We start from the raw sequence: 25,710 nt of genomic DNA on the forward strand, positions 1-25,710 counted from the left end.
TCTATTATAAGTATACGCTTCTATTGAAATAAATACAAAATAAGGAAAGTAAACGGGGAAGTTTACTTTCCTTATTCGTGTTAAGCGGAAACTTTTCCGTCTGTATGTTGTTTCTTGAATTTTTGTTTTCGTCCGTGTAATCCATAATAGAGAAGTAAAGTGAAAGCAACGATAATAGCTGCGATAAAATACATATTATGATAACTTGATTTCGCTGCGACGATACCTAAAATGAAAGAACCAAAACCGAGACCACTATCAAAGAATGAGAAGTACGTAGCTGTCGCAGAACCACGTCGATGGTTTGCAGCGGCAGAGATCGCAATCGTTTGGAAACTTGGAATTAATGTTCCGTAACCTAAACCGATTAACATACCTGCGCCAAGGAACCAAAACGGAGTTTGCGCTTGGCTTAAAATGAACATCCCAATTGTGAAAATAATGATAGCTGGGTAAACAAGTACATTTTCACCGAAGCGATCAAAAATCTTTCCTGTAAATGGACGTGAAATTACAACAACGAGTGCGTATACAATAAAGAAGTAACTAGCAACTTCTCCTAAACCGATTTCTTTCGCATAAATAGGAATAAAGGATAAAATACCACTATAAGAAAAGGCTAAAACAAATCCTGTCAGAGCGATTGGAATAGAGGATGGTTCAATTAAGTCCTTCCATTTCATTTTTTCTCGTTTTTGTTTCTTTACTGGTGCTTCATGCGGAATATTTACAAGTAGTCCTAATAAAAATGCAAGCAATGAAAATACGGAACAAACGATAAATAGTACAGTAAATGAAAAATGAGAAATAATGGTTAAACCTAAAAAAGGACCAATTACCATCGGCAAACTCATGAATACGCCGAAATAGGCAAGTGCTTCGCCGCGTCTATGAGCTGGCGCAACATCTGTGACAATCGTACCAGTTGCAGTGGTTGCCATACCGAACCCAATACCATGTAAGAAGCGAAGGGCAAGTAATAAAAATAAACTTTGCGCACCGAAATACATAACGGTAGCAGCTAAAAATAATGAAAGTGAAATAAATAAAATTTTCTTTCTCCCTAATTCATCGAGCCATTTTCCTGTAAATGGTCTACATAAAACAGATGAAATAAGAAAAACAGTTGCAACTAAACCAATTTCCTCAGGTTTTCCTTTTAGTCCGTCTATTACATAGACAGGCAGAGTAGTCATAAGCATATAGAATGTTAAGAAGAGAAATAGACTACTAAAACAAGTTCCGAGGAAATCCTTCGTCCAAAGTTTCTCACTTTGCATCGTCATCCCTCCAATTTAATCTAAATTTTTAATGATTTGTTGTAACACTTCAAATGCTTGATGTAAATCATCTTCGTTAATATCTTCTAGTGTTTTTTCTTCGAAAGTATCAACTTCTTCTTGCCATACCGGAATCATTTTTATCGCTGTTTCTGATAAAGAAATGAGCTTCTCACGGCGATCTTTTCCTTCTGTACGAATAATCCAGCCCATCGTTTCCATACGTGTTAACGTACGAGTCATCGTTGGTGATTCAACATTTAAGTACTGGCACAATTCTGTTTGCGTACAAGAACCGGTTTGATTAATGCGGAAAATAACAGCCCATTGCGCACTGAATAGCCCAGTTGGAGATACGCGTTCATTAAATTTCTTTGTGAATTTTCGAGAAGTCTGGCTGACAATGTGAAAAAAATGTTGTTTTTCGTCCATGTATTTTGATCCTTTCAAATTAGTTACCTAGCTAACTATATACTTTTTTATAATAATTGTCTAGTAATAGACATGTTGAGTTATGTAAAAATTTCGTATAGGCTTTATGTTGAGAACATACATTCTGTATGTTATTCTTTAAGTAAGTAAAGAATTTTCTTTCTATTAAATAGAATGGGGGAACTTGTGATGATTAAGCCTGCAACAATGGAGTTTGTTTCACTATCGAACGGAGAAACGATTGCGTATCAGGAAGTTGGAAGGCAAAATACAGAAATTCTTGTACTCATTCACGGGAACATGACATCGTCACAACACTGGGATTTAGTTATTGAAAAGTTGCAAGATCAATACCATATTTACGCTCTTGATTTAAGAGGATTTGGCCAATCAACATATAATCAATCGATAGATTCATTACAAGACTTTGCGGTTGATGTAAAACTATTTATTGATCAATTAAAACTAGAGAAATTTTCATTAATGGGCTGGTCAATGGGCGGTGGTGTTGCGATGCAATTTACAGCGAATCATCCAACGTTTGTCGAAAAATTAATTTTAGTAGAATCAGTAGGGATGAAAGGTTATCCGATTTTTAAAAAAGATATTAATGGGCAACCAATCGTAACGAGTTTATTAAAAACGAAAGAAGAAATCGCACAAGATCCCGTACAAATCGCTCCAGTGCTAGATGCGATAAAAAATATGAATAAATTATATTACCGTACAGTATGGAATCTATTAATATATACACATAATCAACCGGAACCGGATCGTTACGAAAAGTATTTAGACGATATGTTAACGCAACGTAATTTCGTAGATGTGAATTATGCACTCATTACATTTAACATTTCGGATGAACATAACGGGGTTGTAGAGGGAAATAAGCAAATTCATTATATTAAAGCTCCGACACTTGTCATACAAGGTGACAGAGATTACGTCGTACCGCAAGTAGTCGGTGAGGAATTAGCAAAACATTTGCCGAATGCAGAGTTGAAAGTGTTAGAGGATTGCGGTCATTCGCCGTTTATTGATTGTTTAGATGTATTTATAAAACATGTTGAGGATTGGTTAGAATAGAAAGAATCCCCAAAATGATAAGTATTGCATATACTATAACATTGTAGGTAAAAGGGGAGATTATCCATGCATCATCCGTTCTTAATTGCGCATTCACCATATAATCATCACTTATATACAAAAATAATGATAGCTCCGATGTATATGCAAGTTTCACCAGCTGTAGTTCCTTTACAAATGCAATACCCGCAGCCACCAATTGCTCATGCACAGCAATACGTGTATGAAACTGCTTTTTATAAACATCCGTATTTCAAGCAATTCCATAACAATGTGAAAGCGCAAGTATGGGAAGGATAAGAAGCTAAAAGGTTCATTCTTTTAGCTTCTTTTTTATTCATAATATTCGTACACGCATTTGGAGAAACAGTTTATAATGAAAAGTGGAAAGCGTGAGAAGGAGAGGGAAAAGGATGTCGATGCGTTTTACTTTTTGGATTATGGTTGGAATTGTAGCAATCTCGGGTTTGTCACAAGGGATGCTTTTACCGGCCATTGCAATGATTTTTGAACAAGAAGGGGTTAGTTCAAGTATTAACGGTATTCATGCGACGGCATTATACATTGGGATATTAGTTATTTCACCGTTTCTTGAAAAACCGATGCAAAAGTTTGGAATGAAGCCAATTATCGTTATTGGTGGGTTTCTCGTTATTATTTCATTATTCTTTTTTACACAAACTTTTTCATTTTGGGTATGGTTTATTCTTAGATTTCTAGTTGGAGTCGGAGATCATATGCTTCATGTCGGAACACAAACATGGATTACGACAACATCAGACCCGAGTAAAATAGGGAGACAAGTATCGATATACGGTGTATTCTTCGGAATTGGTTTTGCCGTTGGCCCGTATTTAGCAAGCACTGTGCAGTACGGTCTTGCAACACCATTTATTATATCTACCATACTTTGCTTAATAGGTTGGCTATTATTACTTCCAACGAAAAATGCATTCCCGGCGCAAGATGAAAGAGAAGTGGAGAGTGAATCATCATTTTCTCGTTATAAACAAGTTGTTGGATTAGGTTGGATTGCATTACTAGGACCACTTGCATACGGCGTACTGGAAGCAATGTTAAATAGTAACTTGCCAGTATACGCGCTTCGTAAAGGATGGTCTGTTTCAGATGTATCCTTCTTATTACCAGCGTTTGCAGTTGGGGGCATTATTACACAAATGCCACTCGGTATATTAAGTGATAAATATGGAAGAGATCGTATTTTAACGTGGACGTTCAGCGTAAGTACAGGTATTTTCCTACTTGCAGCAGTATTTGATCAATATTACTGGATCGTCTTTGCCTGTATGCTGTTAGCGGGTATGGTCATTGGATCGTGCTTCTCATTAGGTCTTGGATTTATGACAGATTTATTACCGAGACATTTACTACCAGCAGGTAATATATTATCTGGAATCGCCTTTAGTTTAGGAAGTATTATGGGACCTGTATTAGGAGGCGTATTTATAGAAAAAATACAGTATACAAGCTTTTTTATTGCGGTTATGATTATAATGGGAATTCTCGCAATGGTCTATATGGTCTACATGAAGAATCAATTCGCATCAAGAAAAATAGAAAGTAGGTTAGGGCATGACAAAACAACCTAATAAAAAGAAATTTGAAGTACTCGAAAACGAAACAATTACAGACTGCTTAGCACGTATGGAACAAGAAGGCTATGCACCGTCTCGTCGTATGGAAGAACCAATCTTTCATGAAGTGAAGAAAAACGGCAAAACAGAAGTTGAACCGTGCGGTAGAAAGATTGTCTTTGAGGGGAAATTGAAGTAATACGTTATATAAAAAGAATTTGCTTTTGGGTACAAACAAGATAAAACATAAAGTCACATAAGAAAACGCTATTGATTCCAATATCAATAGCGTTTTTGTTTTTAGGAAATATATAGATCAAAATGAATTTCTGCTTGAATGAAACTAGCAAAGTCAATAATGTTTTTTTGTAAATACATTGCCGGTGATTCGTTATTCTCCACTTGAATCACTATCATAAAAAGAAACTGTAAACCATACTTCTTCTTGAGATGTTTTAATTGCTCTGTTTTTCCTTCAAGGGATTTTAGAATAACTTGCAACTGATTATTTATATCGTATGATTCTTGATAGCCGGTGCTGAAAGTCCAATTAGTTTCTTTTCTATATAGGGTTTTGGTGGATACAAGATTCGGATTATCACGTTTTGCAACAACATCACCTTTTTTATAAGTTCTTGTAGGCTCGATACTTAGGGCGTCGGTAATTGCTTCAACAGGGAATATATTACCCGTTGCACTAAAATAAGCCATAACTTTGGTTTTATCCAGAATGGCTCCTCCTCTATTATTAAGATGTTAATCTTATTACATTATAAAAATTTATGAATGTAAATAGAATTTTTATCCTGCTATTTGTGGGTAGTAAAACTTCTAATGGGAGGAAAGTAGGTGAGAGCAAACTTTCCATAAAAGTATGATTAGTGTGGGGGAATAAAATCTCACTAGTTTCATTGTATTGAATTCCAGCGTTGGGACATTAGTTAAAGCTGGATACCTATACATTTGTAGGAAAGAAGAATTATACAAAAGTAGGATGCTTAAAAATATATTAATTTGTATGATAAAAACAAAACATATTTTAAAAAATCAGAATGTAGGGGAGGGAGAAATATATAATGATACAAAGCATATATGAAACTCATTTACATATAAGGAATTTAGAAAAGGCGGTAGATTTCTATCAAAATAAGTTAGGCTTAACAGTAGCAAAAAAATTATCGGAAAGACGAGTTGCGTTCTTTTGGGTAGGAGAAAGTAAAGAGCAAATGCTCGGATTATGGGAAGTACATACGAATGAAGAGTTTGAGACGAAACACTTCGCTTTTCGTGTAGATTTAGAGTTTTTAAAGGCTTCCAAATTGTGGTTAGAGAAACGTGGAATAGAGGTAGTAGGGAGTCAAGGGAAAGGAAACCAAGAGCCGATTGTCCAAAGGTGGATGCCAGCTGCAAGCGTATATTTTCTAGATTGTGATGGAAATAAATTAGAGTTTATTTCTATGTTATATGATGATCCAGATGAATTAGAATACGCAACGTATTTAAGTGAATGGGATGCGGAGCACTAAGAAAAATAAAGTGAAACTTTAATTAGTAGGAGTTTTACAGCTTTGTATTATGTTAAATAGATAGGAACAAAATAAAATAAAATCCCTCAAGAAAAGGCACGTTCTTGAAGGATTTTTTTATGCTTTATATATTTTATATTGCTTGTAACGTATTAATGATGTTCACTTTTAGATATTTCAGCGCGTTGAATATAACCATCAGAGAAGCTGAAATAAAGAGAATAGCTTCCTCGATTATATATAAAGCCTTTACTAGTCATATCCTCTCCGATTCCATCTGGTTCACCAAACCACTCTTTTAATTCATCGATAGTGATATCCATTTTTACCCATATATATCTAGCGTCCGAAGGGTACATGTCAATATTATAATCTCCGTATACTGCTGTATTAGGTGCATCACATTCTGTACATGGTGCTTGCTTCCAAACATCAGGTACTCCAAATTCTTTTTTTACCTCAGATATATCTTTACCCAATGCATTTAATTTAAATGGACCAAACGTCCCATCCTGTAAAGCTGTTGTTAACATTTGTTTCATTTCTTCTTTTGTATTGATGTTGAAATTATAATCTCTGTTTTTTGCTATTGCATTATATAAAAATTGTGCATACTCCTCACGTTTCACAAGCATGTTGCCATTGTAATTACCTGCCTCATCACCGTAGGATATTCGGTTACTACGTAGCGTATTTACAAATTTATAAGCCCAATGATCTTGAGGTACATCTTTAAAGTTATTTTGTCCTTTTGATTGTAATTGAAATGCCTTTTGTAATACTACTGCCATTTCATAACGAGTTAATGCATCATCTGGACGAAAAGCACCTGTTCCATCACCTGTCATAATTCCAGCCTGTACAATAGCTTTAATATCCTTTTCAAACATATGATTTTTAATATCGTTAAACATATTGCTCTGTTCATTGTTTGCTGTTAAACCTAAATAACGAGCGATTAAAGAAGTTACCTGGCCTCTAGTAATATTATCCCCAAAACCAAATTTTCCATTTCCATATCCGTTAAAAAGTCCTGCTGCTGCTAAGTAATCAATAGCATCTTTTGACCAGTGGTCCTTTGGTACATCTGTAAATACAGTGGTCGCATTGCTAGCTACCTTATAGTTATTCGTAGTTGTTTGTGCGTTTGCTGTGCCTACCATCGTTGTAGTTGCTAGTGCTGCGGTGATTACGAATCCGAAAATTTTTTTAGCTTTGCTTGTTTTCTTGCCCATTTGCGAAAGCCTCCCCAGTTTAATTTAACTTTATTAAATATACGTATTACACATATACATCTAATACAATTAAATGTATACATCGCAATTATAACATGTAAATGATGGTTATTTGTTATTCATTTCCTTAATGTGGATAAAATTTCAATAATCTATATGAAACTACAATTTTTAGATAATAAATATTCATTGCTATTTAATTGAAGAAAAATGCGAAACCTTTTTATAAAATATGGAAATGTTAAAACCCCTTTGATAAAATAGCAATATGCAAAAATAATTATTTATAAATTCTCAATGTAATGAATATTCATGTTTAAATATACGAATTTAACTACATAGTTATTGTGCTAAAGGGGGAGAAAGATGTTAGATGAATTGTACAATGCTTTTTTAAATGCATCCGGTTTTACAGAAAGCGCGAGGAAACGAGATCAGTATGATACATTACATGATTATTTAAAAGATCAACAAAGAGAGTTAAAGCAATACATTCAAGAGGCTGAATCAGCGAAGAGAGATTATGAGAGTAAAAGTAATGGCTTAGAAGCAAATAAAATTCCAGCAGTGGAATTTGAACAAAAACGTCATGAGAAGGATGAAGACTTAAATACAGTACTATCCTATTTTAAAAGTGAATTAAGCAATGTTGGATCTGCGATAGGTACAGCTTATGCAAAGTATTTGGAATATAAAGCGAAAGCAGAAGCGGAGAAAGCGTCAGCATACGCTGCAGCGACCAGAGCTTTTGAAGAAAAGAAAAAGGAAATTGAAAAACTTATCCATTAAGTATACAAAGAATGGAGGGAACTAATATGAGTGGTAAAGAGGTTGAAATTATAGGAAGTAACACTGCAAGTGCCATTTCTTACGCACAAAACATAGAGAACGGCATGAAAGATTCTTTAAATCAAGCGAAAAACTTAAAAGCGTACGTTACATGTGCGAAATGGAATGGAAAAACGAGAGATGCCTTTTTAAGTTATCTTGATTTAATCATTCAATATAACTCAGAAATGGTAGAGGCATTTGAAGGACATACGAAAGCTTTGAAAGAGTTAGAGAAAAGTATTCAAACGTATGGCGATATATCGGAAGTAAGGGCGATAAAAAAATTGTGATGGAGAAATGAGGGATAAAAGAATGGGGAAAGAAATGATTTTTGCACCTGCTGAATTATATGTTCTCGCAGGTGCAGCTGGGGTTACGGATATATTTGGATTGCCAAACCGTGACGTAATTATTTTACTTGATGAAGAATGTGTCACGAAAGCAACTACGAGTTTAAAAGAAAAGGGCTTACTTACAAGTGAAAATGGAATTACCCCTGCCGCTTTTCAAATGATTGAGCTATTAAAAGAATATGAAAATTGTCATGAATACACGAGAATGAATAATGTATTAATTGGCTTTTTAAAAGAGGATAAAGACCGAGTGGCTGTATTAACGGAAATAGAGCCAAATAAAAAATACGAGATCGACTACATACCAAAGCCAGACGTATATTTTTCCTTATTAACACGCATCCCTTTCTTATTGAGAGAACCAAGGGACATAGAAGATACATTTTTCTCAAAGAGAATGACAGAAGAAGAACAACAAACATTTGAGGAAAAAGATTTATCAAATAAAGATGTTATAGCGATAGAAACATATACGAGGCCTCGGAGTAACAGAGGAGGAAAATGGGAATGTTTCTTATATTTCACTGAAGGAGAAGATTTCGTTCAAATTGATGTAGAACGTAATCGGTATGACTGGGTGAGTCTCTATGCGGTAAATAAGAAATTGTATGACGTGTTAAAAATGCCGTATAAAAAATTAATTGACCCGAGACAATTTTCGTTAGGAGGTATTGAATAATGCAAGTATCAATGGGAGATGGTGGTTCTGGTGGTGGAGAAGAAGTATTAGTTAATTTTCAAGAACTACTTGATATAGTAATGAAATTAGAAGATATATATAAAATCCATGTAGACGTCATTGGAACGAATATTGAGAGTTTATTAAGCAGTGATTTTTATCAAAAAGGTGAAGCGATGAGAGTAATTGAAAAATATCCTGATATATTGCACAAAACACTTGAATTTGCTGAACACTATTCTAGGTCGGCGACACTTGTAAGGGACGCATGTGTAGAAATGCTTGAAAAGGACGAACAATTACGTGAAATATTAAGTAAGTTGTAGAAATCACCATACGGCTGGGGGATGAAAACGAAATGGATGTGAAATATAGACCTGAACCATGGCAAAACATGGGGGATGGTATGAATAGAATTACAAAAGATGCACTCATAAAATTACAGCGCGCAAATGAATTATTGAAAAAAATTGATGGAAGAATACGAGATTTAGACTCAGATGGCAGTATACATTTTAACCCAAAAGATCAATCGCAAAAAATAGGAGAATTACTTGATAGCTATTCGACATTACAAAAATATTGCGGAGAAGCAGGGCGATTGGTCTCTGAACATATAGATAAACCTTTTTTAGTAGAAATGGATAAATTTGCTCAAAAAATGAGAGATACATCTATTCTCAGTTTCAAAACAGATAACCGAATTGGCTCCACAACAACGACAGTATTACCAGATGCGCACGCAGGATACGGAAGCGTACCACAAACAATCAAAACAAAAAAAGATAAAATAACAGTAGAAGATATTTTTAAAGATTCACCTGCATTTGATAACGTACTTAAAGAAGAATACAAAGAACTAAAAAAACAAAATCCAGATGCAAAACTAAATTATGAAGAATATAAGAAAGTAGTCCCATCCACACGAGGGTTTGAATACAAATCGATAGAAGATGAACAGAAAAAACTAGAAATGGTGCGAGACATAGGAATAGGCCTAGGAATCATCATCACAACAATCCTTTGCCCGCCACTCGGAACCGCTGCCGCAGTTGTATACGGCGCTGTACAAATAAAAAGCGGTATTGACGGGGAAGACTGGGGAACACATAGGAAATTGAGCCAAGAAGAGCGGGTAGGAAACATCATTTTTGGCGGATTAGATGCCATCCCAGTTGTTGGAGCAGTAGGAAAAGGAGTAAAAGCATTCAAAGGCACGAGTGAATTAGCTGATTTAGCGAAATTATTAAAATTCAAAGAAGGAATGCCTGGTTTTAATCCAAATTTGGGTAAAAATGTGGTACAATCGCTTAAGGAAAATAATCTATTAAAAAATTTAAAAATACAAGGTTGGAAAACCGTAGATAAGATTAATGATGCGGACTACTTCATTAAAGGTCTAGTAGCAAAAGGTGCGGACTCCGTATCCCCAATCTTTAAAGGTGTAGAAATAATGCCAGATGGAAGTGTCGCTAGAACTGGAACGAATTATAGCGGGAAATTCCAAGAAGCCCATGATGCCTCGAAGGCGAGTATTCAGAGTAGGATCTCGAATTTGGAGAGTGGTGGGGTTAAGGCTACGGGTAAAGTTGGTTATGGCAGTAACATTTCAGACAATATCTCAAAAGAAATTAAAGAGTTAGATAAAGAAATAAATAGATTGAAAATAGAGGAAAATGACAAAGAAGTCAAAAGATTAACGCGAGAAAAAAATAAATTGGCCAACAAGTTGGATACGAAAGATGTTATTAGTGATCATTATGACTTGAAGGTTGCAAAGGAGTATGAAAGAAAAATCGATAATTCTAAATATTTTTCTCATGATAAAGGTGATTTTGGGGAAGAAGTGACAAAAATCGTAGCTAGAGACAGTGATTTAGGTAAAGATGTTTCCGATCTGTTCCAAGTGGGGAGAAATGGTATAGATGCAGCATTCCTATCGAAAGGGCCGCCGCCAAAGTTAACTATTATTGAATCAAAGGCATCAGATTCCGCTAGTTTTAGTTACTCGAATAAACAGAAAAAGGGCGGAGATAAGTATTTCCAAGGCATGGTTAACAGCAAAGATCCTAGGTATGACAGTTTTAAAGATAACTTAGAGGAACTGATGGAGGAGAATCCTGGTCTAAAATTCGATTTTATTAGAGTTGAAACAGATATCAAGATCACTGATATTGGATTCGGCGTTGATGAGTTACAGGTAAAGGAATGGAAGGAAATAGATTAATTCATAGGGAGGATACAATGATAAACCAAAAAAAGTTAGAAATGGCTTTTAAAAAATATAGCAAAAATTTTGTGGATGGAATCAAATTTGAAGATGTGAAAGATAAATATAATGTCAGTAGAAGAAAGATTGAGAAAATCGTTGAGCAAAATGAAACAGAGAAAGATCACATACTATTAATAAATCTAAGCAAAATTTCCTCATATCACTTGTCATTATGGAAAAACGATGTATTGATCAGCGGTGGAAACAATGCAGAAGGATTAAAGAACATGCAGAAGGTTTTATTTTACCAGTGCATGGGACAGGATCTCTATACAAGCAGGTATCCAGGAATGATCTTGGGATATACGTTTAGAGAAGTCGTCCTCACATTAGTTCATTTTGCAATGTATGGATGGGAGAAAGAAGAAAATATATTATATGATTTTATGACTCATCACTTCGGTGAACATTTAATAGATGCCAATGAAGAGGATAGACATATTTGGTTTTTGCTAGAGCTGTACTTGCAGTATAGAAATAAAACCATCATGGGAACGAATAAAAAATTGCATCTAGCTGTGAAAAATAAGTTTAAGGAAGCTGAACTGCGATGCGGCTCAATCCCTGAAGACCTGAATATTTATGATGAAGTGCTGGAACGTTGGTCGACTGGTGATTTAGAAGAAATAGAACATCTAATTTCGATAATGTCACAGTATCATTCTGCATTAGCTTCTGAAATCGGACAGCTAGGTGAATTTGGCGATTTCGGATACGGATTTTATCCTTTTGAAATCTTATTCTTGATCCATGTAAGGAAACAACTAGGGTTGCCAGTACCTACTCAATTCGATAATTTTCTGATGAATACTCCAGAAGCAAAAATGGTATTTAGAGAACGTGAGCCATACCCTGAGTGGGATCCCGTGCTTCAGATGATCGATCAATTTTATCGTAAAAACTACCCAGAATATATTCCTAACAAGCATGGAGAATTATTTCAATAAAAGGGAGGAAGCTAAGATGCCTGATCAAGGGATAGCGCAGATTATATTTCCTGATAGCAAGGATTTGGAAACATTTTTGAAGGAACAAGGAGGTTATGACTTACATGAAGACCTATTAAAATATGGATTGACAACGAAACAGTTTTTATACGTTGACTATAAAGGTGAGCAATACCAAGAAATTGTCAATTTTATTCTTGATTACGAATTTGCCCACCAAATTGAATTAGCAACACAAGAAGAACTTGAGAGATTAGAAGCATTTAATTATGAATTTTTACCCGATAAGATCAAGATGGCCAACAAAATACTGTCACCAAAGGGATATGGTCTGTTTTTATATCCAAATTCGGGCGACTTTTACGCATTATTCATTGGGAAAATAGAGAATATAACAAAAATCCTGCAAGAAGAGGTGTTGCTTGATGATAGAATTCCTTTTCAAGAAAGGTGTATCAAATATTATAGATAGACCTAAGGATTGTATGCCTTCACCCTTGAATCCGATCAAGATTTTCTTATAAGTTAATATCAAGATTGCATAACCATCTAGAATGTGCTATTTTTGGCCACGTGCAATTTTAATAACACCATGTGTTACTACAAATGCATTTAAACTTTTCACCTCCTGAATTCGAAATAATAAAAATGTTTTGGATTTGGGAGGGGTGATAATAGAAAAATAAATTGAGAAATGTGCCTATTTTATTGGTTACTTGGACGCTGACAAAGGTACATGCTTAGTAAAGGAATTCAATGGCAACGTTAGGAGAACGTAGTGGCTATTGAATTTTTTATTTTTACAACTGTATTAGAAAGAAAAGCGTGAGAATTAGGCGAGATGATATTTTATTGAAAAGACATGGAAAGGACACAATAATAATGAACTCGTAAGTATTAATGTATTACTTGTTACCATATAAAAAGGTGTCATAATACTGTTACTACAAAATTTACAAATTTAATGCTACTTAAAACAGATGAATTTAAAGCACTTGATTGTCTACGAAAGGCAACGAGTGCCTTTTTAATAGATAGACATGCTATAGATTTTTAGAAATTATTTTTTATGAATTCAGGCTAACAAAAATTACTAGTATTATATAATTGAAAGTACATTAGCAAAAGGTGTGGACTCCGTAACCCCATTCGTTAAAGGTGTAGAAATACTGCCAGATGGAAGTGTCGCTAGAACTGGAACGAACTATGGCGGGAAATTCCAAGAAGCCCATGATGCCTCAAAGGCGAGTATTCAGAGTAGAACTTCGAATTTGGAGAGTGGTGGGGTTAAGGATACGGGTAATCCTGTTCATAGATCTGAAATTGACGAAGTAATTAAAAATAATTACGATAAAGACGGAAACTTGATTAATAGATCAATTGTGCCTAAGGGATATGATAGTGTTGAAGATTTCTTAAAACAAGTAGATGATACTACCATCAAAGAATTTGGGGATGATAGTGTTGAAGAGTTTAAAGAAGTTGTAGAACTAACAGAAACATATTTGAATACTAAAACGAAAAATAATATATTAAATAAGCCTTTAGCAGGAGGAACACATGTGAAAAAAGGAGTAGATTTTGATATTTTAGGATTCCCAATATTTAAAGGGGACGATGTTAAATTTACAATGAGACTAGATAAGAATTTACATATTAGTCCAGATGAGGCACAATTTAAGGAATGTACAAGGAAATTAAAAGAAGCGATTGATTCAGGCAAGATTCCAAAAGAATTGTTTTCTCCAGATCAATTAGCTCAAATAAATGCTGGTAAGGCAAGAATAAAAGGATTAACTTGGCATCACCATCAAGTCCCTGGCAAGATGCAATTAGTTATTTCAAAAGTACATAAAGTAAATCACTTAGGTGGAAATAAATTATGGGGAGATGGAATTAGATGAGAAAAGTAGAGTGGCAATTTGCTGATGCAACTGTAAGTGAAGATTTTGTAGGGGAAATTGGTAATGAAATAGGTGTTAAATTTCCAAACGATTATATAAAATGTGTAGCTGTGAATAATGGTGCTAATGTGGAACCAGAAATATTTAATGTGAATAATCATGAAAGAGTTTTTGGGACTTTATTATCTTTTGATGAAAATAGTGACGAATATATAGTTGAAGTATATAATGACTTTAGTGATACATTACCTAAAGAATTAATTCCATTTGCATTTGACCCAGCAGGAAATTTAATTTGCTTTGATTATAAAAATCATGAAGAAAATCCAATTGTTGTTTTTTGGGAACATGAAGATGCATGGGAAAAGGAAGCGCTGATGGAAAGTGAAGGGATTACGGCAGAAGAAGCAGAGAAAATCGCAAGAGAAAATGTATTTTACATTGCAGATACATTTACTGATTTTTTAAGTAAATTACACAATTAAAAAATATAATGATGAATGAAAAATAAATTTTATGTGAAGTGGATAGAAAAAATAATAGGGTGTTTGAAAATAGATACTCCATGATGGTTGTACCATCATAGAGTATTATGTGCAATGATAGAATAGAAAACAAAGTACGAGCTTAGGCGAGATAACATTTTACCGGGCGATAAATATAAACACATGGAATGTATATTAAACTAACGAACTCGTACAAACTCGTAAGTTTTAATATAGTATTTGTCATGATGTACAAAAGGTGTCATACTGTTACTATAAAACTTACAAATTTACGCTACTTAAAAATATATGAACTTAAAGCACTTGATTGTCAACTAAAGGCAACAAGTGCTTTTTTGCGTTTTAGGATAGAAATAGGTAGACACATTATAATTTTATAAGTGCACGAAGTATTAAATTTTTATAGATTGTAATGGCTTTGTACAGTGTATAACGAGAGTAGAAGAAAAAATAAAGGGTTGTATTATTTTTTGAAGTCATCGTAAAGTACGTTTTAACGGATTTACGTTACCAACACGTTATCTGCAAAAAAACGGGTTAACATTACAGGGACTCAAATTACTGTAACGGGAGGGAATTTATGATGGAAAAGAAAGTGTTTGGTTACATACGAGTTTCAATGGAAGGGCAAGTACGTGATGGGTATAGTTTAGCGTATCAAGTAGAAGAGATTGAACGTTACTGTAACGAAAATAATTTAGAACTACTTCGTGTGTATGAAGATAGAGGATTAAGCGGAGCGACTGTTGATGAAGAGGGATTAACAGTTGAACGTGATGGACTACAAGAGCTATTGTCCGATATGGCGTATAAACAAGTAAGCTATGTTGTTGTGTTGAATACATCACGATTGTGGCGCTCTGATATGGCGAAAGTATTAATACAACGAGAACTAAAGAAACATGAAGTAGATGTGAAGGCAATTGAACAATCAAGCTATAGTATTTACACACATGATCCAAATGACTTTTTGGTGAATGGCATGTTAGAACTATTAGACCAATATCAAAGACTTGAAATTGCATTAAAGTTAAGCAGAGGTAGAAAAAAGAAGGCTGAACGAGGTGGGTATGCAGGTGGTGGCGTACTTTTTGGCTACAAGGCCAAAAAAGGACAAAAGGTGTTAGAAGTAGATGCTGGGAAAGCAGTAGTTGTATGTAGACTATTTGAGTTAAGACACATTTTTAAAAATTGGTCACTTACGCAATTGGCAGAACAATTGAATGTAGAAGGCTACTGCACAGCGAAAGGTAAACAATTTACGAAAGTACAAGTGAAACGCATGTTAGATAGAGAGAATTTTTATCGCGGCATGTATAAATACGGGGAAATACAAACAAAAGGACAACATGCAGCAATTATTTTATAAACTCACTTAAAAAATTAGCTCATTTTACTATACATACTACTAGAGTTATGGAAAATGGATAGGCTTGCGTACCTATGCGCATCGGAAGATGAACGCTCGAACTAAGGTTGCCGACATTTTTATATATGACTAAATCATTGAATAGAGGGATGAGTTATGCATAATAGGCAGAACTATTTGTATGTAGGAGTAGATTTACATAAGGAGCATCATACGGCTGTTATTATTAATTGTTGGCAAGAGAAACTAGGAGAAATACAATTTGAGAATAAACCATCTGCATTTTCGAAGTTTTTATTAGAAGTAGAGACATATGTGAGTGCTGGGGTATCAGTTGTATTTGGTTTAGAGGATGTTGGTGGTTATGGAAGAGCGTTAGCGAAATATTTAGTAGATCATGAACAAGTAGTGAAAGAAGTAAATCCAGCTTTATCATTTTTAGAGCGGAAAAGCCATGTGACGACACAAAAAAGTGATAGTTGGGATGCGGAATGCGTGGCACGCATATTGGTAAACAAATTTAATCAATTGCCAGATGCAAAGCCAAACGATTTATTTTGGTCGATACAACAATTGGTTTCAAGAAGGAATGCATTAGTAAAAGCACAAAGTGCATTAAAGAACCAATTACATATTCAATTAAATCACCATTATCCAAGTTATAAAAAGTTTTTCTCAGAGTTAGATGGAAAAACAGCATTAGCGTTTTGGCAGCAATATCCGTCACCCTCTTGTTTAGAGGGGGCAAATATAAAGCAATTAACAGCTTTTTTATTAGATGTTAGCAATAATACATGTTCAGTAAAGAAAGCAAGCGAAATATTAAAACTTGTAAAAGAAGATGGACATACAATGAAGGAATATCAAGAAACACGAGATTTTTTAGTAAGAAGTATTGTACGGGATATTGAGTTTAAAAAGACAGAAATGAAATACATCGAGAGAGAATTAAAACAGCTAGTAAAACTACTAGATTATCAATTAGAAACGATGCCGGGAATAGAACTTGTGACGGCATCAGCATTAATTGCAGAAATTGGAGATGTAAGACGATTTCCAAATGCCAACAAATTAGCACGATTTGCGGGGATTGCGCCTGTTTACTTTGGTTCTGGTGGGAAAGGTAAGGTGCATAAAAGCAAACAAGGAAACAGGGCGCTACACGCTTTATTTTATAATTTAGCTGTACAGCAAGTGCAAGTAGCGAAAGGAAGTAAGTTACCCAGAAACCCAGTGTTTCATGCATATTATCAAAAGAAACTTAAAGAGGGAAAAACAAAAGGACAAGCATTGGTATGTATTATGAGAAGGCTTGTAAACATTGTATATGGCATGATGAAATATAAAACAGCTTATGAATTGCCGGTAGTGGAAGAAAAAGAAGTAGTTTAATAAGGTTTTACATGGTTTGCTTTTTTATTGTGAGGGTTTAAGATTACAACATAGGGTACGGGTAATCCTCCTAAGATAACGGAAATACAAGAGGGGGACCTTGGGAAGCACATTATTAAAGGGAAAAATGGAAGAAAAGAACTGGCACCAAACGTGCGTTATGTTACCGAGGATGGTTATAAATATACAACAGATGAGCTTGGTAGAATAGTAGATGTTGAGGCAGGAGAATTAATACTTCAAAAAGGAAAACGAAACAAAGGAATGCAAGTGGCAGCAGGCCGTGAAGATAGGTTACCTGATGATGATGGTGGCCACTTGATAGGAACTCAATTCCATGGTTCTGGAGATATAGATAATTTGATTGCTCAAAATAGACAAATTAATCGCTCTGGTGGAGAGTGGTATAATATGGAGCAAGAGTGGGCTAATGCGTTAGGTGGAAAGCCTCCTAAAAAAGTGTCAGTAAAGATGGAACCAGTATACTTAGGTTCATCGCTAAGACCGAACTTATTTAAAATAAAATATCAAATTGAAGGTCAACGTAAGGTAATACGTGAAATATTAAATAAAACAGGAGGGTGATGTAAAAGTGTTCGAATTAGAATTAAATAAAATCTATCAAAATATAGCTCAAAAAATAAATGATACAATTCCCGTAGAATGGGATATCTTTTGTTTTAATGCAGAGATTCATAACCAAGAGGGTGGGGTATTATTCTTTTTCAATACCCCAGATAGATCGGATGAATATATATATTCCCATGATATACCAGATGTATTTAATGTGAGTGAAAAAGAATATGATAAGAAATATGATGAATTATTTCATTTAAGTGTAGAGTTACAGGAAATATTTATAAAAAATAATCAGGAACCTTGGTATTCTTTTGACATGATTGTGACATCTGAGGGGAAATTAAAAATTCATTATGGGTATACTAAATGGTATCAATCTACTTTTGGACCGAATGACCGAGTGGATTATTTTGAATATAAATATTTAGGGAAGAAACCGAGTAATGAAAATGAACGAAGAAAATTCGAAGAGATGAAAGAATATGAAGAGCAAAATAAATCTTAAAATATTCTCTGTTAAATTAAGGAATGCATTATTAGCGAGTAAATATGTAAAATATCCAAATCAACTAACTTTAGTTGGACTATTGAAAAAAGAATAGTGACGGATTAATGTTACTTATAAAACAGATGAACTTAAAGCACTTGATTGTCGACTAAAGGCAACAAGTGTTTTTTTTATAGATAGGTATGCTTTGAATGTATAAAAATTATTTTTATGAATTAGGGAAAAAAGAAATTACTAGTATTATATAATTGAAATTAAACTAGCAAAAGTTGTGGACTCCGTAACACCATTCGCTAAAGGTGTAGAAATACTGCCAGATGGAAGTGTCGTTAGATCTGGAACGAACTATAGCGGGAAATTCCAAGAAGCCCATGATGCCTCAAAGGCGAGTATTCAGAGTAGGATCTCGAATTTGGAGAGTGGTGGGGTTAAGGGTACGGGTAATAGAGAGGCTGAAGTTCCACCTGCTTTTAGACAAACTGATTTTGCTAGTTCTTATGAAGCAAGGTATAATCAGACACCTTCACCAGTTAATTCGAAGGTTGAATTTGAAGGAATCAGAGGAGAATCTTTAAGTACGCTTAAACCACCACCAGACCCTATATTGAAACGTATATTAGATGAAGCTGGGATTAAAGGTATTCAATATAAAAATGGAGTTCCTGATTTTTCGCCAGTATCAAAGGCGCAGGTAGAAATCAATTACATGGTAGGTGGCACTGCTGGATATGGATCAGCAGCAAGACGTCTTAATTTTACTCAAGCTGATGAAAAATTGGCTGAGCAATTGAATAATTCTCCTGAATTAGCACGTAAGTTTGGGATGGAATCTGGTGGAATTACATGGAAACAAATAGAGAAATATCGACGTGCAAATAAGTTAACTTGGCATGAATTGAATGATGTAAAGATAGTGCAACTTGTACCAACAGAGATCAACAGCAAATTTGGACATCTTGGTGGAGTAGGTGAAATCAATGCAGGAGCGTTTATGCCAAATGGATTTGCTAGTAAACAATAAAGGAGATATATATAATGAAAATAAATGATGCAATTTTTGGCGAACTTGAGTTTAATAATTATGATTGGATTGGATATAAAAACATTGAGTTTTTTGGGAACGAAGTTAAGGTGGCGTTAATAGTTAGGGGAGAAGATGATGGTCAGTTTGAGGAAGAACAATATATGGCATATAATTTTTTAATAGAAAGATGGCAACAATTACAACAAAGTATTTTGGAGCCTATATTAGATTATTATAAACAAAAAAGATATGAACTTGGTTACGATGTTGAATCTAACGAAAATTATCCTTTAATAGAAACAGTTACTCAAATTCTCGAAAAAATAACCTTAGCTGGAATTTTTGTTCCAGATAATGACCTTATCGACTTTCTTGATATCGGACTTACGTTTGACTGTACATGGGATATGGAAAATGGATTAGGCCTTTGTCTTGTGAAAGGTGAAGTAACTGAGGTAGGTTATCAGGACGTTGTACTTTAAACTTTGGAGCCTATTTTTATAGAGACAATAAAATTGTTTTTTTAGTCATTCGGAATATATGGGCTGATTGAATTAAGGTATAGTTGAAGTGTACAAAAAAAGAAAAGGTCATTTTGAAGTACGCACTCCATGATGGTTGTACCATCATGGAGTACTATGTGCAATTCTAGAATAGAAAACGAAATACGAGCTTAGGCGAGATGACATTTTACTGTGCGACGAATACAAAGACATGGAATGGACATAAAACTAACGAACTCGTACAAACTCGTAATTTTTAACGTAGTAGTTGTCACGACATATCAAAGGTGTCATACTGTCGCCATAAAACTTACAAATTTAATGCTACTTAAAAACACATGAACTTAAAGCACTTGATTGTCAATTAAAGGCAACAAGTGCTTTTTTAATTGATTGGTATGCTTTAACTTTATAAATAGTTGGTAAGTTGGAAGAAGTAACGGCATTCATGAATAAGTTGCCGAATAGTATGAAGAATGTCGGAGAGAAGATTAAAAATATTTATATCCCGAATGTATTCCCTGAACCTTTGGCAGCTGGTGTTGGGAATGTAGGAGAAAGAAAAACACTTGGAGCGTTATTTTCTGTTGCTAAGAGTGAAACTAAGGGAACGGATGAAAGTAGAATTCCTCCTAGGTACGGTGAGAGAAAGATTACAGATGAAGAATATGAAGCATTAAAAAAACACCGACAGCAAAAATAAGAAAACAAGTAAATAAAGGCCACAATAAAAAGATAGAAACGGAAGATCAAGCTCTTCCTGGAAAAACTTTTATAGGTTCACTAGAAGCTGATCATATTGTGTCTATGGACAGAATTGCAAGTATGGATGGTTTTGGTAATTTAAAAGAAAAACAACAGTTAGAAGTATTAAAGAACCCAGAAAACTTTACAGGATTAAGTAAATCTGCAAACACTTCAAAGCAATCTAAATCGTATGAAGAATGGACACATTATAAAAAGGGAACACCAGATGAGATAGAAGTTAGTTCTGACTTTAGGAGCAAGATGATTACAAGAGAAAAACAACTTGAAAGAATATTGCAAAAACAAATTGGTGATTTTAACAAAGAATAATATAAAATAATATTAAAAAGGATGGGAAAAAAATGAGTTCTAAGTTAGATATATTAAGAGAGTATAATGAAGATATTCAATTGATTAATGCAAATGAATTTAAGAATATAAACTTATCTTTAATTCCTGATTTATGGGTGGAAGTATTTAGTGAACATGATAGAGAAAAGAGAATCAAGAAAATTTTAAGTATATGGAAAAAATATGTAGATAATAATTTATCTAATACTATTGCTTACTTATCAGAATACCTTGAGGATATTGAACTGATGGTAAATGAGGACACCTATTCAAGCTTGTATACAATAAAAAATCAAGGTGGAGAAGATTTATATTATGAAGGAAGAAATCCTAAAGATAGTTTTAATAATGAGGAATTAGAATCTTCATGGAGAGAAATCCCTGAATCTATTAGGGACTTTTACGAAAATGTTCATAATGGATTTTATGATTACACAAGTGAATCAATGGGATTGATGCCATTAGAAGCTATAACTTACTTTGGGGATGATGACTTAGAGTGGGGGATTATAGATGAATTGGAAGAACCTATAAGGATTAATTTAAAAACATCTTTTGGATTCTTTAGTAATGGTATGGGGAGCTACATAGCTATAGATTATGAAAATTGTAAGAATAACAATGCTACTTTTTGGTCAGCTAAGAGCCAGCCTAAATATAATGTTCGCTTTTGGAATTTTGTAGATGAATGGATTGTTATCGGTTTTGAATAAAAGGTTTTTAAAATTTTGATACAAAGTCTATAAACTTAAAGAGATTTTTAGGTTTAGAAAACATTTCCCCCAATATGATTTAAAAGAATTATATAATGACACTTTATTACATCATCACATTGTTGGTGAAGGTCAAGCTGTGGATGTACCCTCAAAGCTACATCCAGGTTTAGGAGGGATTCATAATGCTGAGAAAAGCGCAGGAATTTGGGGGAATGACCAAAATATGCTGAACTATTAAAAAAGTAAGGGTGATTATTTTGGTAATGAAGGATGCTATGAGCAAATATTTTAATTTAAGAAAAGAATATTTTGATAAAGGGTTAGATTTTTTATTTAAAACGCCATATAACGAAGAAGTGGATTCATTTATATATATAGGTGAAATGGATGATGATGAAGAAATTTCATGGAAACCTATTGGAAAAAATAATAAGAATGATTTAACGACGATTGAGGAAAAATTTGAAATTAAATTGCACACTTCAATTGATGATTATTTTAATTCTTATTGGTTTGCTGATTTAGATGGATTTATTGATAATCATTATATTAGGTTAGAACCTGTATTACCAAATATTGAATTGGATTCCTTCGAAAGTAATTTAGAAGGGTATAAAAACAATCATAATAAGGTTGATAAGACTCCAATAGGTGTAGAAGGGAACGGTTTGATAGTTGTGTTAGATAATGTAAGTGGTAAGGTTGAATTGGAGAATTTTGAACGAGGTTCGTTTGAAGCGCTTTCGGATAGTCTAGATGAGTTAATTTCTAATTTAAAGTTACAAAAATAATATATTAAGAACATTTATCCCGCTTTAATGGGCAGTAAGACCCCCACCTCAAAATTTAGCGAAAGCAAAGAAGTTAGGTGGGGGATCAACTGCCCATAAAAGTCCGATTGGTTCAACTAATAATCAGTGGGGGATGAAGAAAACCCCCACTGATTAAAGTTTCACTTTATATGAAAAAATGTCTGATATGAAGTGTAGACCGAGTGTTAGATACAATTGGACTGCAGTATTTTATAGAAAGATATGATTAAGATCAAGCTAAGACCTACAAAATTTATGCTATTTAAAAAACATATGAAATTAATGCACTTGATTGTCTACGAAAGGCAACAAGTGCTTTTTTTATACATAGGCATGTTATAATTTTATTAGGGGATTATTTAGACTATATAAATAATTTAAATTCAATTCAATTAATAGAAACGATAGATAACATCATATCAGGATTTGAAAATGTAGAAACTACCTAATCTCAACAGACAGATCTTTATGATCCTAATGAAGAAAAAAATATATATGAGTACATTGTAGATTATTGCAATAGACATATATAGGATAGGAGAAAATATGGCAGTTATAGATTTGGATCAGATAGATGCAATTGGAGTAGAAGGTAAAAACCTAAAGTTGTTAATAATAGACTATCTAGACTGGGAATATGAAGAAATGCATCTAGATGTACTACAAGAAAAAATTAATAATTACTTAATATATATTGAAGATAAGCAGTACTTTAAAGATTACGGAGACAACTTTGAGAAAAAAATAATTGATATACATTTCCAACATAGTGTTTCGGAAAATGGATTGAAATTTCTGGATGTAGTTTCCAGTCAGCTAAGTAATACTGACATTTTCATCGGTATTCACTTACCAGAAGAATAATTCTTTATTGAGGAGTGATTTCTAATATGAAAGAGGTTATGAAAGACTATTTCGGAAGATTTATAGATAAATGGATGGAGTACAACAACTCATTACCGCAAATAGCATGGAATGAAGATGTAGATGAATTTATATATTTGGGTGAAGAAGACGAAAATGGATATATTTGTTGGAAACCAATGGAGAAGGGAGTGGAATTTTCCTTTGATGAAATTGAAAGTCAATACAACGTTCAGTTACATGATTCGTTGAAGCAGTATTTCACTTCGTATTGGTTTTTAGAATTAACAGGATGGATTTCTTCTTATAATATTAATTTGCATCCTGTTATTCCAGGGATTGAACCAGATTATTTTATTTCACTTGTCAAAGACTATGCGGAATCTAAAAATGATATTTTTAAGTATATCCCAATTGGTTATGAATCAAATGGGATGTTAATAGTGCTAGACAACAATACAGGTGAAATTTTAGTTGAGGATTTTGAATTAAATGAGTATAAAAAAATAACTAATAGCTTAGAAAACCTCATTTTACAATTGAAATTTAGGTATAAAAAATAGAAATGCATACCAACAGACAGCAAGAAAAAGAGCGTTAAGAGATAAAATTGATAAGCTATTTGAACAAGGGTTAACACTTAAAGAAGCGAATGAAAACTCAAACAGTCTTACATAATTTAGATCAAGTTGCTGGGGAGATTTAGTATTTATGTTCTTAATCAAGGTATTGAATAAAGTGAAACTGGGGGTTTTGTTCATCCCCACTGATTAAAGTTTCACTTTATGAAAAGGTATTTAAGGTGTATAAAATGGGAGGATGGCCTTGTGGATGGAAAGGTGAGTACATGGAAGGGAAAATGATTGTCTACTTACCAAATGAAAAATGAAGGCTTACATACCGACATACTTTATGAATTTAATGAAATCTATTGCGAAACGATTATAGAGAGATGACAGGCGATAAGTTTAAATATCTTGATAGTTCAGGAGGGATTATTAAATGATTAATCTATCTAATATTCCAGATTTGATAGAAAAGTCGGCAGCGAGTGATATTGAAATTCAAGCAGTAGAAAATCGCATGAATGTTACATTACCTAATGTATATAAGGAATTATTGAGATGTACAAATGGCTTTTCAATAGGTGGTGGGTTACTTATTTATGGTACGGAGCATATTGCAGAAAGGAACGAGGTTTGGGAAGTAGATGAGTATGCGAGGGGGTATGTCTCAATTGGTGATGACGGTGGGGGTAATGTATTTTTAATGGCTCAACATGCAGAGGAAAAAGAGGTGGTAGTAATTGATTCTGGGGACATGAATCCAAACCATGCTACTGTAATTACCGCTGATTTTAAAAAATGGGTGAATAGTGGTTGTGTAAGTGAAATAGAACAGAAAACGATACATAAGTCGTCTGATATATGTAATATAGTGTTAGTGAAAACTCCTAGTGAAGGTTTGAAAGATTTAATAAGAATAAAGAACGTATTAGAGCTTGAGATTTCCGCAATTGATTTGCTAAAGGGTTCAAAAAATCTTCCTTATATAATAGTAGAGAGATTTCCATACGGTAAGGCGAAAAAACTCATTGAAAAATTAGCAATTGATAGTACTATACTGAGTATAGAAACGACTGGAAAAAACAGTTAATATCAGTGGGTAACTTTCATACGAATAGAGAAATCGATATGAATCCAAGGGAGTAAATAGGGAGAGTTAAAAATGATTATAAATGATGCAGTTTTTGGTGAGATTGAGTATACATATGGATGGGTTAAGGACATTAACGTTGAATTTTGTGGAAAAGAAGTTGAAATAGCATTGATAGTGAAAGGTGAAGAAGACGGTAAGTTTGATGAAGGACAATATACTGCTTATAATTCATTATTGCAAAATTGGGAACAATTGCAGCAAGTTTTTTTACAAGTGATTTTAGACTATTACAAGCAAGAGCGTCAACAATTAGGGTATGATATTGGATTTAATGAAAATTATCCGTATATCGAAACAATTGACCAATTACTTAGGAGGATCACATTAGTTGGAATTGTAGTCCCATATGGAGGTATTCATGAAGAGCGAGATATTGGGATAACTTTCGATTGTACGTGGGATAGAGAGAATGGATTAGGAATACGTCTACTAAATGAAAAGGTAACTGAAGTGGGGTATCAAGACGTTGCTATTTGAATT

34 protein-coding genes and 1 pseudogene are annotated in these 25,710 nt (G+C 33.8%); 31 read left to right on the plus strand and 4 right to left on the minus strand.

Annotation, left to right across the window (positions count from 1 at the left end):
• Positions 1–80: 80 nt before the first annotated feature.
• Complete coding sequence (locus ACUN0F_RS16515) at positions 81–1,280, minus strand: MFS transporter (protein WP_215561784.1); 1,200 nt, start codon at positions 1,278–1,280, stop codon at positions 81–83.
• A 15-nt stretch (positions 1,281–1,295) separates the two neighbouring features.
• A complete protein-coding gene (locus ACUN0F_RS16520; protein ID WP_046954781.1) occupies positions 1,296–1,712 on the minus strand; it encodes a MarR family winged helix-turn-helix transcriptional regulator in 417 nt (138 codons plus the stop codon).
• 174 nt (positions 1,713–1,886) lie between these two features.
• Between ACUN0F_RS16520 and phaZ the strand changes: the two genes are divergently transcribed.
• The 4 genes from phaZ (at position 1,887) to ACUN0F_RS16540 (ending at position 4,592) form a co-directional block, all read left to right on the plus strand.
• Positions 1,887–2,798 carry an intracellular short-chain-length polyhydroxyalkanoate depolymerase gene (gene phaZ, locus ACUN0F_RS16525; protein WP_142954112.1) on the plus strand — a complete coding sequence of 304 codons (912 nt, stop codon included), beginning with the start codon at positions 1,887–1,889 and terminating at the stop codon, positions 2,796–2,798.
• Positions 2,799–2,864: 66 nt separating this feature from the next.
• Positions 2,865–3,098 (plus strand): hypothetical protein, encoded by a 234-nt coding sequence (locus ACUN0F_RS16530; protein WP_000546484.1) that lies wholly within the window; start codon positions 2,865–2,867, stop codon positions 3,096–3,098.
• A 113-nt stretch (positions 3,099–3,211) separates the two neighbouring features.
• Complete coding sequence (locus tag ACUN0F_RS16535; protein WP_445539728.1) at positions 3,212–4,408, plus strand: MFS transporter; 1,197 nt, start codon at positions 3,212–3,214, stop codon at positions 4,406–4,408.
• Complete coding sequence (locus ACUN0F_RS16540; RefSeq protein ID WP_000166305.1) at positions 4,392–4,592, plus strand: NETI motif-containing protein; 201 nt, start codon at positions 4,392–4,394, stop codon at positions 4,590–4,592. The genes ACUN0F_RS16535 and ACUN0F_RS16540 overlap by 17 nt, the downstream gene beginning before the upstream one ends.
• A 101-nt stretch (positions 4,593–4,693) precedes the next feature.
• Here ACUN0F_RS16540 and ACUN0F_RS16545 read toward each other — a convergent pair whose 3' ends face one another.
• Positions 4,694–5,104, minus strand: a complete 411-nt coding sequence (locus ACUN0F_RS16545) for a DUF4279 domain-containing protein (protein WP_264461035.1) — start codon at positions 5,102–5,104, stop codon at positions 4,694–4,696.
• Between the two features lie 365 nt (positions 5,105–5,469).
• Here ACUN0F_RS16545 and ACUN0F_RS16550 point away from each other — a divergent pair, with 365 nt between their 5' ends.
• A complete protein-coding gene (locus ACUN0F_RS16550; protein ID WP_445539729.1) occupies positions 5,470–5,919 on the plus strand; it encodes a VOC family protein in 450 nt (149 codons plus the stop codon).
• A gap of 152 nt (positions 5,920–6,071) precedes the next feature.
• Here ACUN0F_RS16550 and ACUN0F_RS16555 read toward each other — a convergent pair whose 3' ends face one another.
• The gene (locus ACUN0F_RS16555) at positions 6,072–7,154 is read right to left on the minus strand and encodes an S-layer homology domain-containing protein (protein ID WP_445539730.1); all 1,083 of its coding nucleotides are present in this window, start codon (positions 7,152–7,154) and stop codon (positions 6,072–6,074) included.
• A gap of 366 nt (positions 7,155–7,520) precedes the next feature.
• On the opposite strand from ACUN0F_RS16555, the gene ACUN0F_RS16560 reads away from it, so the two are divergent.
• The 26 genes and pseudogenes from ACUN0F_RS16560 to ACUN0F_RS16685 all read left to right on the plus strand — a co-directional run bounded on the left by ACUN0F_RS16560 (position 7,521) and on the right by ACUN0F_RS16685 (position 25,707).
• Positions 7,521–7,943 carry a hypothetical protein gene (locus ACUN0F_RS16560; RefSeq protein ID WP_445539731.1) on the plus strand — a complete coding sequence of 141 codons (423 nt, stop codon included), beginning with the start codon at positions 7,521–7,523 and terminating at the stop codon, positions 7,941–7,943.
• A gap of 26 nt (positions 7,944–7,969) precedes the next feature.
• A complete protein-coding gene (locus tag ACUN0F_RS16565; RefSeq protein ID WP_000014540.1) occupies positions 7,970–8,275 on the plus strand; it encodes a WXG100 family type VII secretion target in 306 nt (101 codons plus the stop codon).
• A gap of 22 nt (positions 8,276–8,297) precedes the next feature.
• On the plus strand, positions 8,298–9,017 hold the full coding sequence (locus ACUN0F_RS16570; RefSeq protein ID WP_220779552.1) for a DUF5081 family protein: 720 nt from the start codon (positions 8,298–8,300) through the stop codon (positions 9,015–9,017).
• Positions 9,017–9,343, plus strand: a complete 327-nt coding sequence (locus ACUN0F_RS16575; RefSeq protein WP_048559976.1) for a hypothetical protein — start codon at positions 9,017–9,019, stop codon at positions 9,341–9,343. The genes ACUN0F_RS16570 and ACUN0F_RS16575 overlap by 1 nt, the downstream gene beginning before the upstream one ends.
• 32 nt (positions 9,344–9,375) lie before the next feature.
• Positions 9,376–11,244, plus strand: coding sequence for an ADP-ribosyltransferase (locus tag ACUN0F_RS16580; RefSeq protein WP_445539732.1), 1,869 nt, complete (start codon positions 9,376–9,378; stop codon positions 11,242–11,244).
• A gap of 17 nt (positions 11,245–11,261) precedes the next feature.
• Positions 11,262–12,236 carry a hypothetical protein gene (locus ACUN0F_RS16585; RefSeq protein ID WP_000609923.1) on the plus strand — a complete coding sequence of 325 codons (975 nt, stop codon included), beginning with the start codon at positions 11,262–11,264 and terminating at the stop codon, positions 12,234–12,236.
• A 16-nt stretch (positions 12,237–12,252) separates the two neighbouring features.
• A complete protein-coding gene (locus tag ACUN0F_RS16590; RefSeq protein WP_001113307.1) occupies positions 12,253–12,708 on the plus strand; it encodes a hypothetical protein in 456 nt (151 codons plus the stop codon).
• A gap of 658 nt (positions 12,709–13,366) precedes the next feature.
• Positions 13,367–14,140, plus strand: coding sequence for an HNH endonuclease (locus ACUN0F_RS16595; RefSeq protein WP_445539733.1), 774 nt, complete (start codon positions 13,367–13,369; stop codon positions 14,138–14,140).
• Entirely contained in the window at positions 14,137–14,625 is a 489-nt protein-coding gene (locus ACUN0F_RS16600; protein WP_445539734.1) for an SMI1/KNR4 family protein, read from the plus strand. Before ACUN0F_RS16595 ends, ACUN0F_RS16600 begins: the two co-directional genes overlap by 4 nt.
• Positions 14,626–14,819: 194 nt before the next feature.
• The gene (locus tag ACUN0F_RS16605; protein ID WP_445540826.1) at positions 14,820–15,026 is read left to right on the plus strand and encodes a hypothetical protein; all 207 of its coding nucleotides are present in this window, start codon (positions 14,820–14,822) and stop codon (positions 15,024–15,026) included.
• Between the two features lie 203 nt (positions 15,027–15,229).
• Positions 15,230–16,015 (plus strand): recombinase family protein, encoded by a 786-nt coding sequence (locus ACUN0F_RS16610; RefSeq protein ID WP_445540827.1) that lies wholly within the window; start codon positions 15,230–15,232, stop codon positions 16,013–16,015.
• 156 nt (positions 16,016–16,171) lie between these two features.
• On the plus strand, positions 16,172–17,407 hold the full coding sequence (locus tag ACUN0F_RS16615) for an IS110 family transposase (protein WP_445539735.1): 1,236 nt from the start codon (positions 16,172–16,174) through the stop codon (positions 17,405–17,407).
• 75 nt (positions 17,408–17,482) lie between these two features.
• Positions 17,483–17,992: a DNA/RNA non-specific endonuclease gene (locus tag ACUN0F_RS16620; protein ID WP_445540828.1), complete on the plus strand. Its 510-nt coding sequence runs from the start codon at positions 17,483–17,485 to the stop codon at positions 17,990–17,992.
• Between the two features lie 7 nt (positions 17,993–17,999).
• Entirely contained in the window at positions 18,000–18,491 is a 492-nt protein-coding gene (locus tag ACUN0F_RS16625) for an immunity protein YezG family protein (RefSeq protein WP_445539736.1), read from the plus strand.
• A gap of 274 nt (positions 18,492–18,765) precedes the next feature.
• Entirely contained in the window at positions 18,766–19,515 is a 750-nt protein-coding gene (locus tag ACUN0F_RS16630; protein ID WP_445539737.1) for an HNH endonuclease, read from the plus strand.
• Between the two features lie 14 nt (positions 19,516–19,529).
• Positions 19,530–20,000: a DUF6985 domain-containing protein gene (locus tag ACUN0F_RS16635; RefSeq protein ID WP_219919291.1), complete on the plus strand. Its 471-nt coding sequence runs from the start codon at positions 19,530–19,532 to the stop codon at positions 19,998–20,000.
• A 243-nt stretch (positions 20,001–20,243) separates the two neighbouring features.
• Positions 20,244–20,436, plus strand: a pseudogene (locus tag ACUN0F_RS16640) (hypothetical protein).
• A 33-nt stretch (positions 20,437–20,469) separates the two neighbouring features.
• Positions 20,470–20,724 (plus strand): hypothetical protein, encoded by a 255-nt coding sequence (locus ACUN0F_RS16645; RefSeq protein ID WP_445539738.1) that lies wholly within the window; start codon positions 20,470–20,472, stop codon positions 20,722–20,724.
• A 104-nt stretch (positions 20,725–20,828) separates the two neighbouring features.
• Positions 20,829–21,098 carry a hypothetical protein gene (locus ACUN0F_RS16650; RefSeq protein ID WP_445540829.1) on the plus strand — a complete coding sequence of 90 codons (270 nt, stop codon included), beginning with the start codon at positions 20,829–20,831 and terminating at the stop codon, positions 21,096–21,098.
• Positions 21,099–21,130: 32 nt separating this feature from the next.
• Positions 21,131–21,832, plus strand: a complete 702-nt coding sequence (locus tag ACUN0F_RS16655) for an SMI1/KNR4 family protein (RefSeq protein ID WP_445539739.1) — start codon at positions 21,131–21,133, stop codon at positions 21,830–21,832.
• 43 nt (positions 21,833–21,875) lie between these two features.
• Complete coding sequence (locus tag ACUN0F_RS16660) at positions 21,876–22,073, plus strand: hypothetical protein (RefSeq protein ID WP_327973243.1); 198 nt, start codon at positions 21,876–21,878, stop codon at positions 22,071–22,073.
• A gap of 37 nt (positions 22,074–22,110) precedes the next feature.
• A complete protein-coding gene (locus tag ACUN0F_RS16665; RefSeq protein ID WP_445540830.1) occupies positions 22,111–22,626 on the plus strand; it encodes a SecY-interacting protein Syd in 516 nt (171 codons plus the stop codon).
• Positions 22,627–23,193: 567 nt separating this feature from the next.
• Positions 23,194–23,511 (plus strand): DUF6572 domain-containing protein, encoded by a 318-nt coding sequence (locus tag ACUN0F_RS16670; protein WP_445539740.1) that lies wholly within the window; start codon positions 23,194–23,196, stop codon positions 23,509–23,511.
• Positions 23,512–23,537: 26 nt separating this feature from the next.
• A complete protein-coding gene (locus ACUN0F_RS16675) occupies positions 23,538–24,074 on the plus strand; it encodes a SecY-interacting protein Syd (protein ID WP_445539741.1) in 537 nt (178 codons plus the stop codon).
• A 439-nt stretch (positions 24,075–24,513) separates the two neighbouring features.
• Positions 24,514–25,167 (plus strand): SMI1/KNR4 family protein, encoded by a 654-nt coding sequence (locus tag ACUN0F_RS16680; protein WP_445539742.1) that lies wholly within the window; start codon positions 24,514–24,516, stop codon positions 25,165–25,167.
• Between the two features lie 72 nt (positions 25,168–25,239).
• Positions 25,240–25,707, plus strand: a complete 468-nt coding sequence (locus ACUN0F_RS16685; RefSeq protein ID WP_445539743.1) for a DUF2004 domain-containing protein — start codon at positions 25,240–25,242, stop codon at positions 25,705–25,707.
• Positions 25,708–25,710: the final 3 nt, after the last annotated feature.

The sequence above is a fragment of the Bacillus sp. 1A genome, from assembly GCF_052682215.1.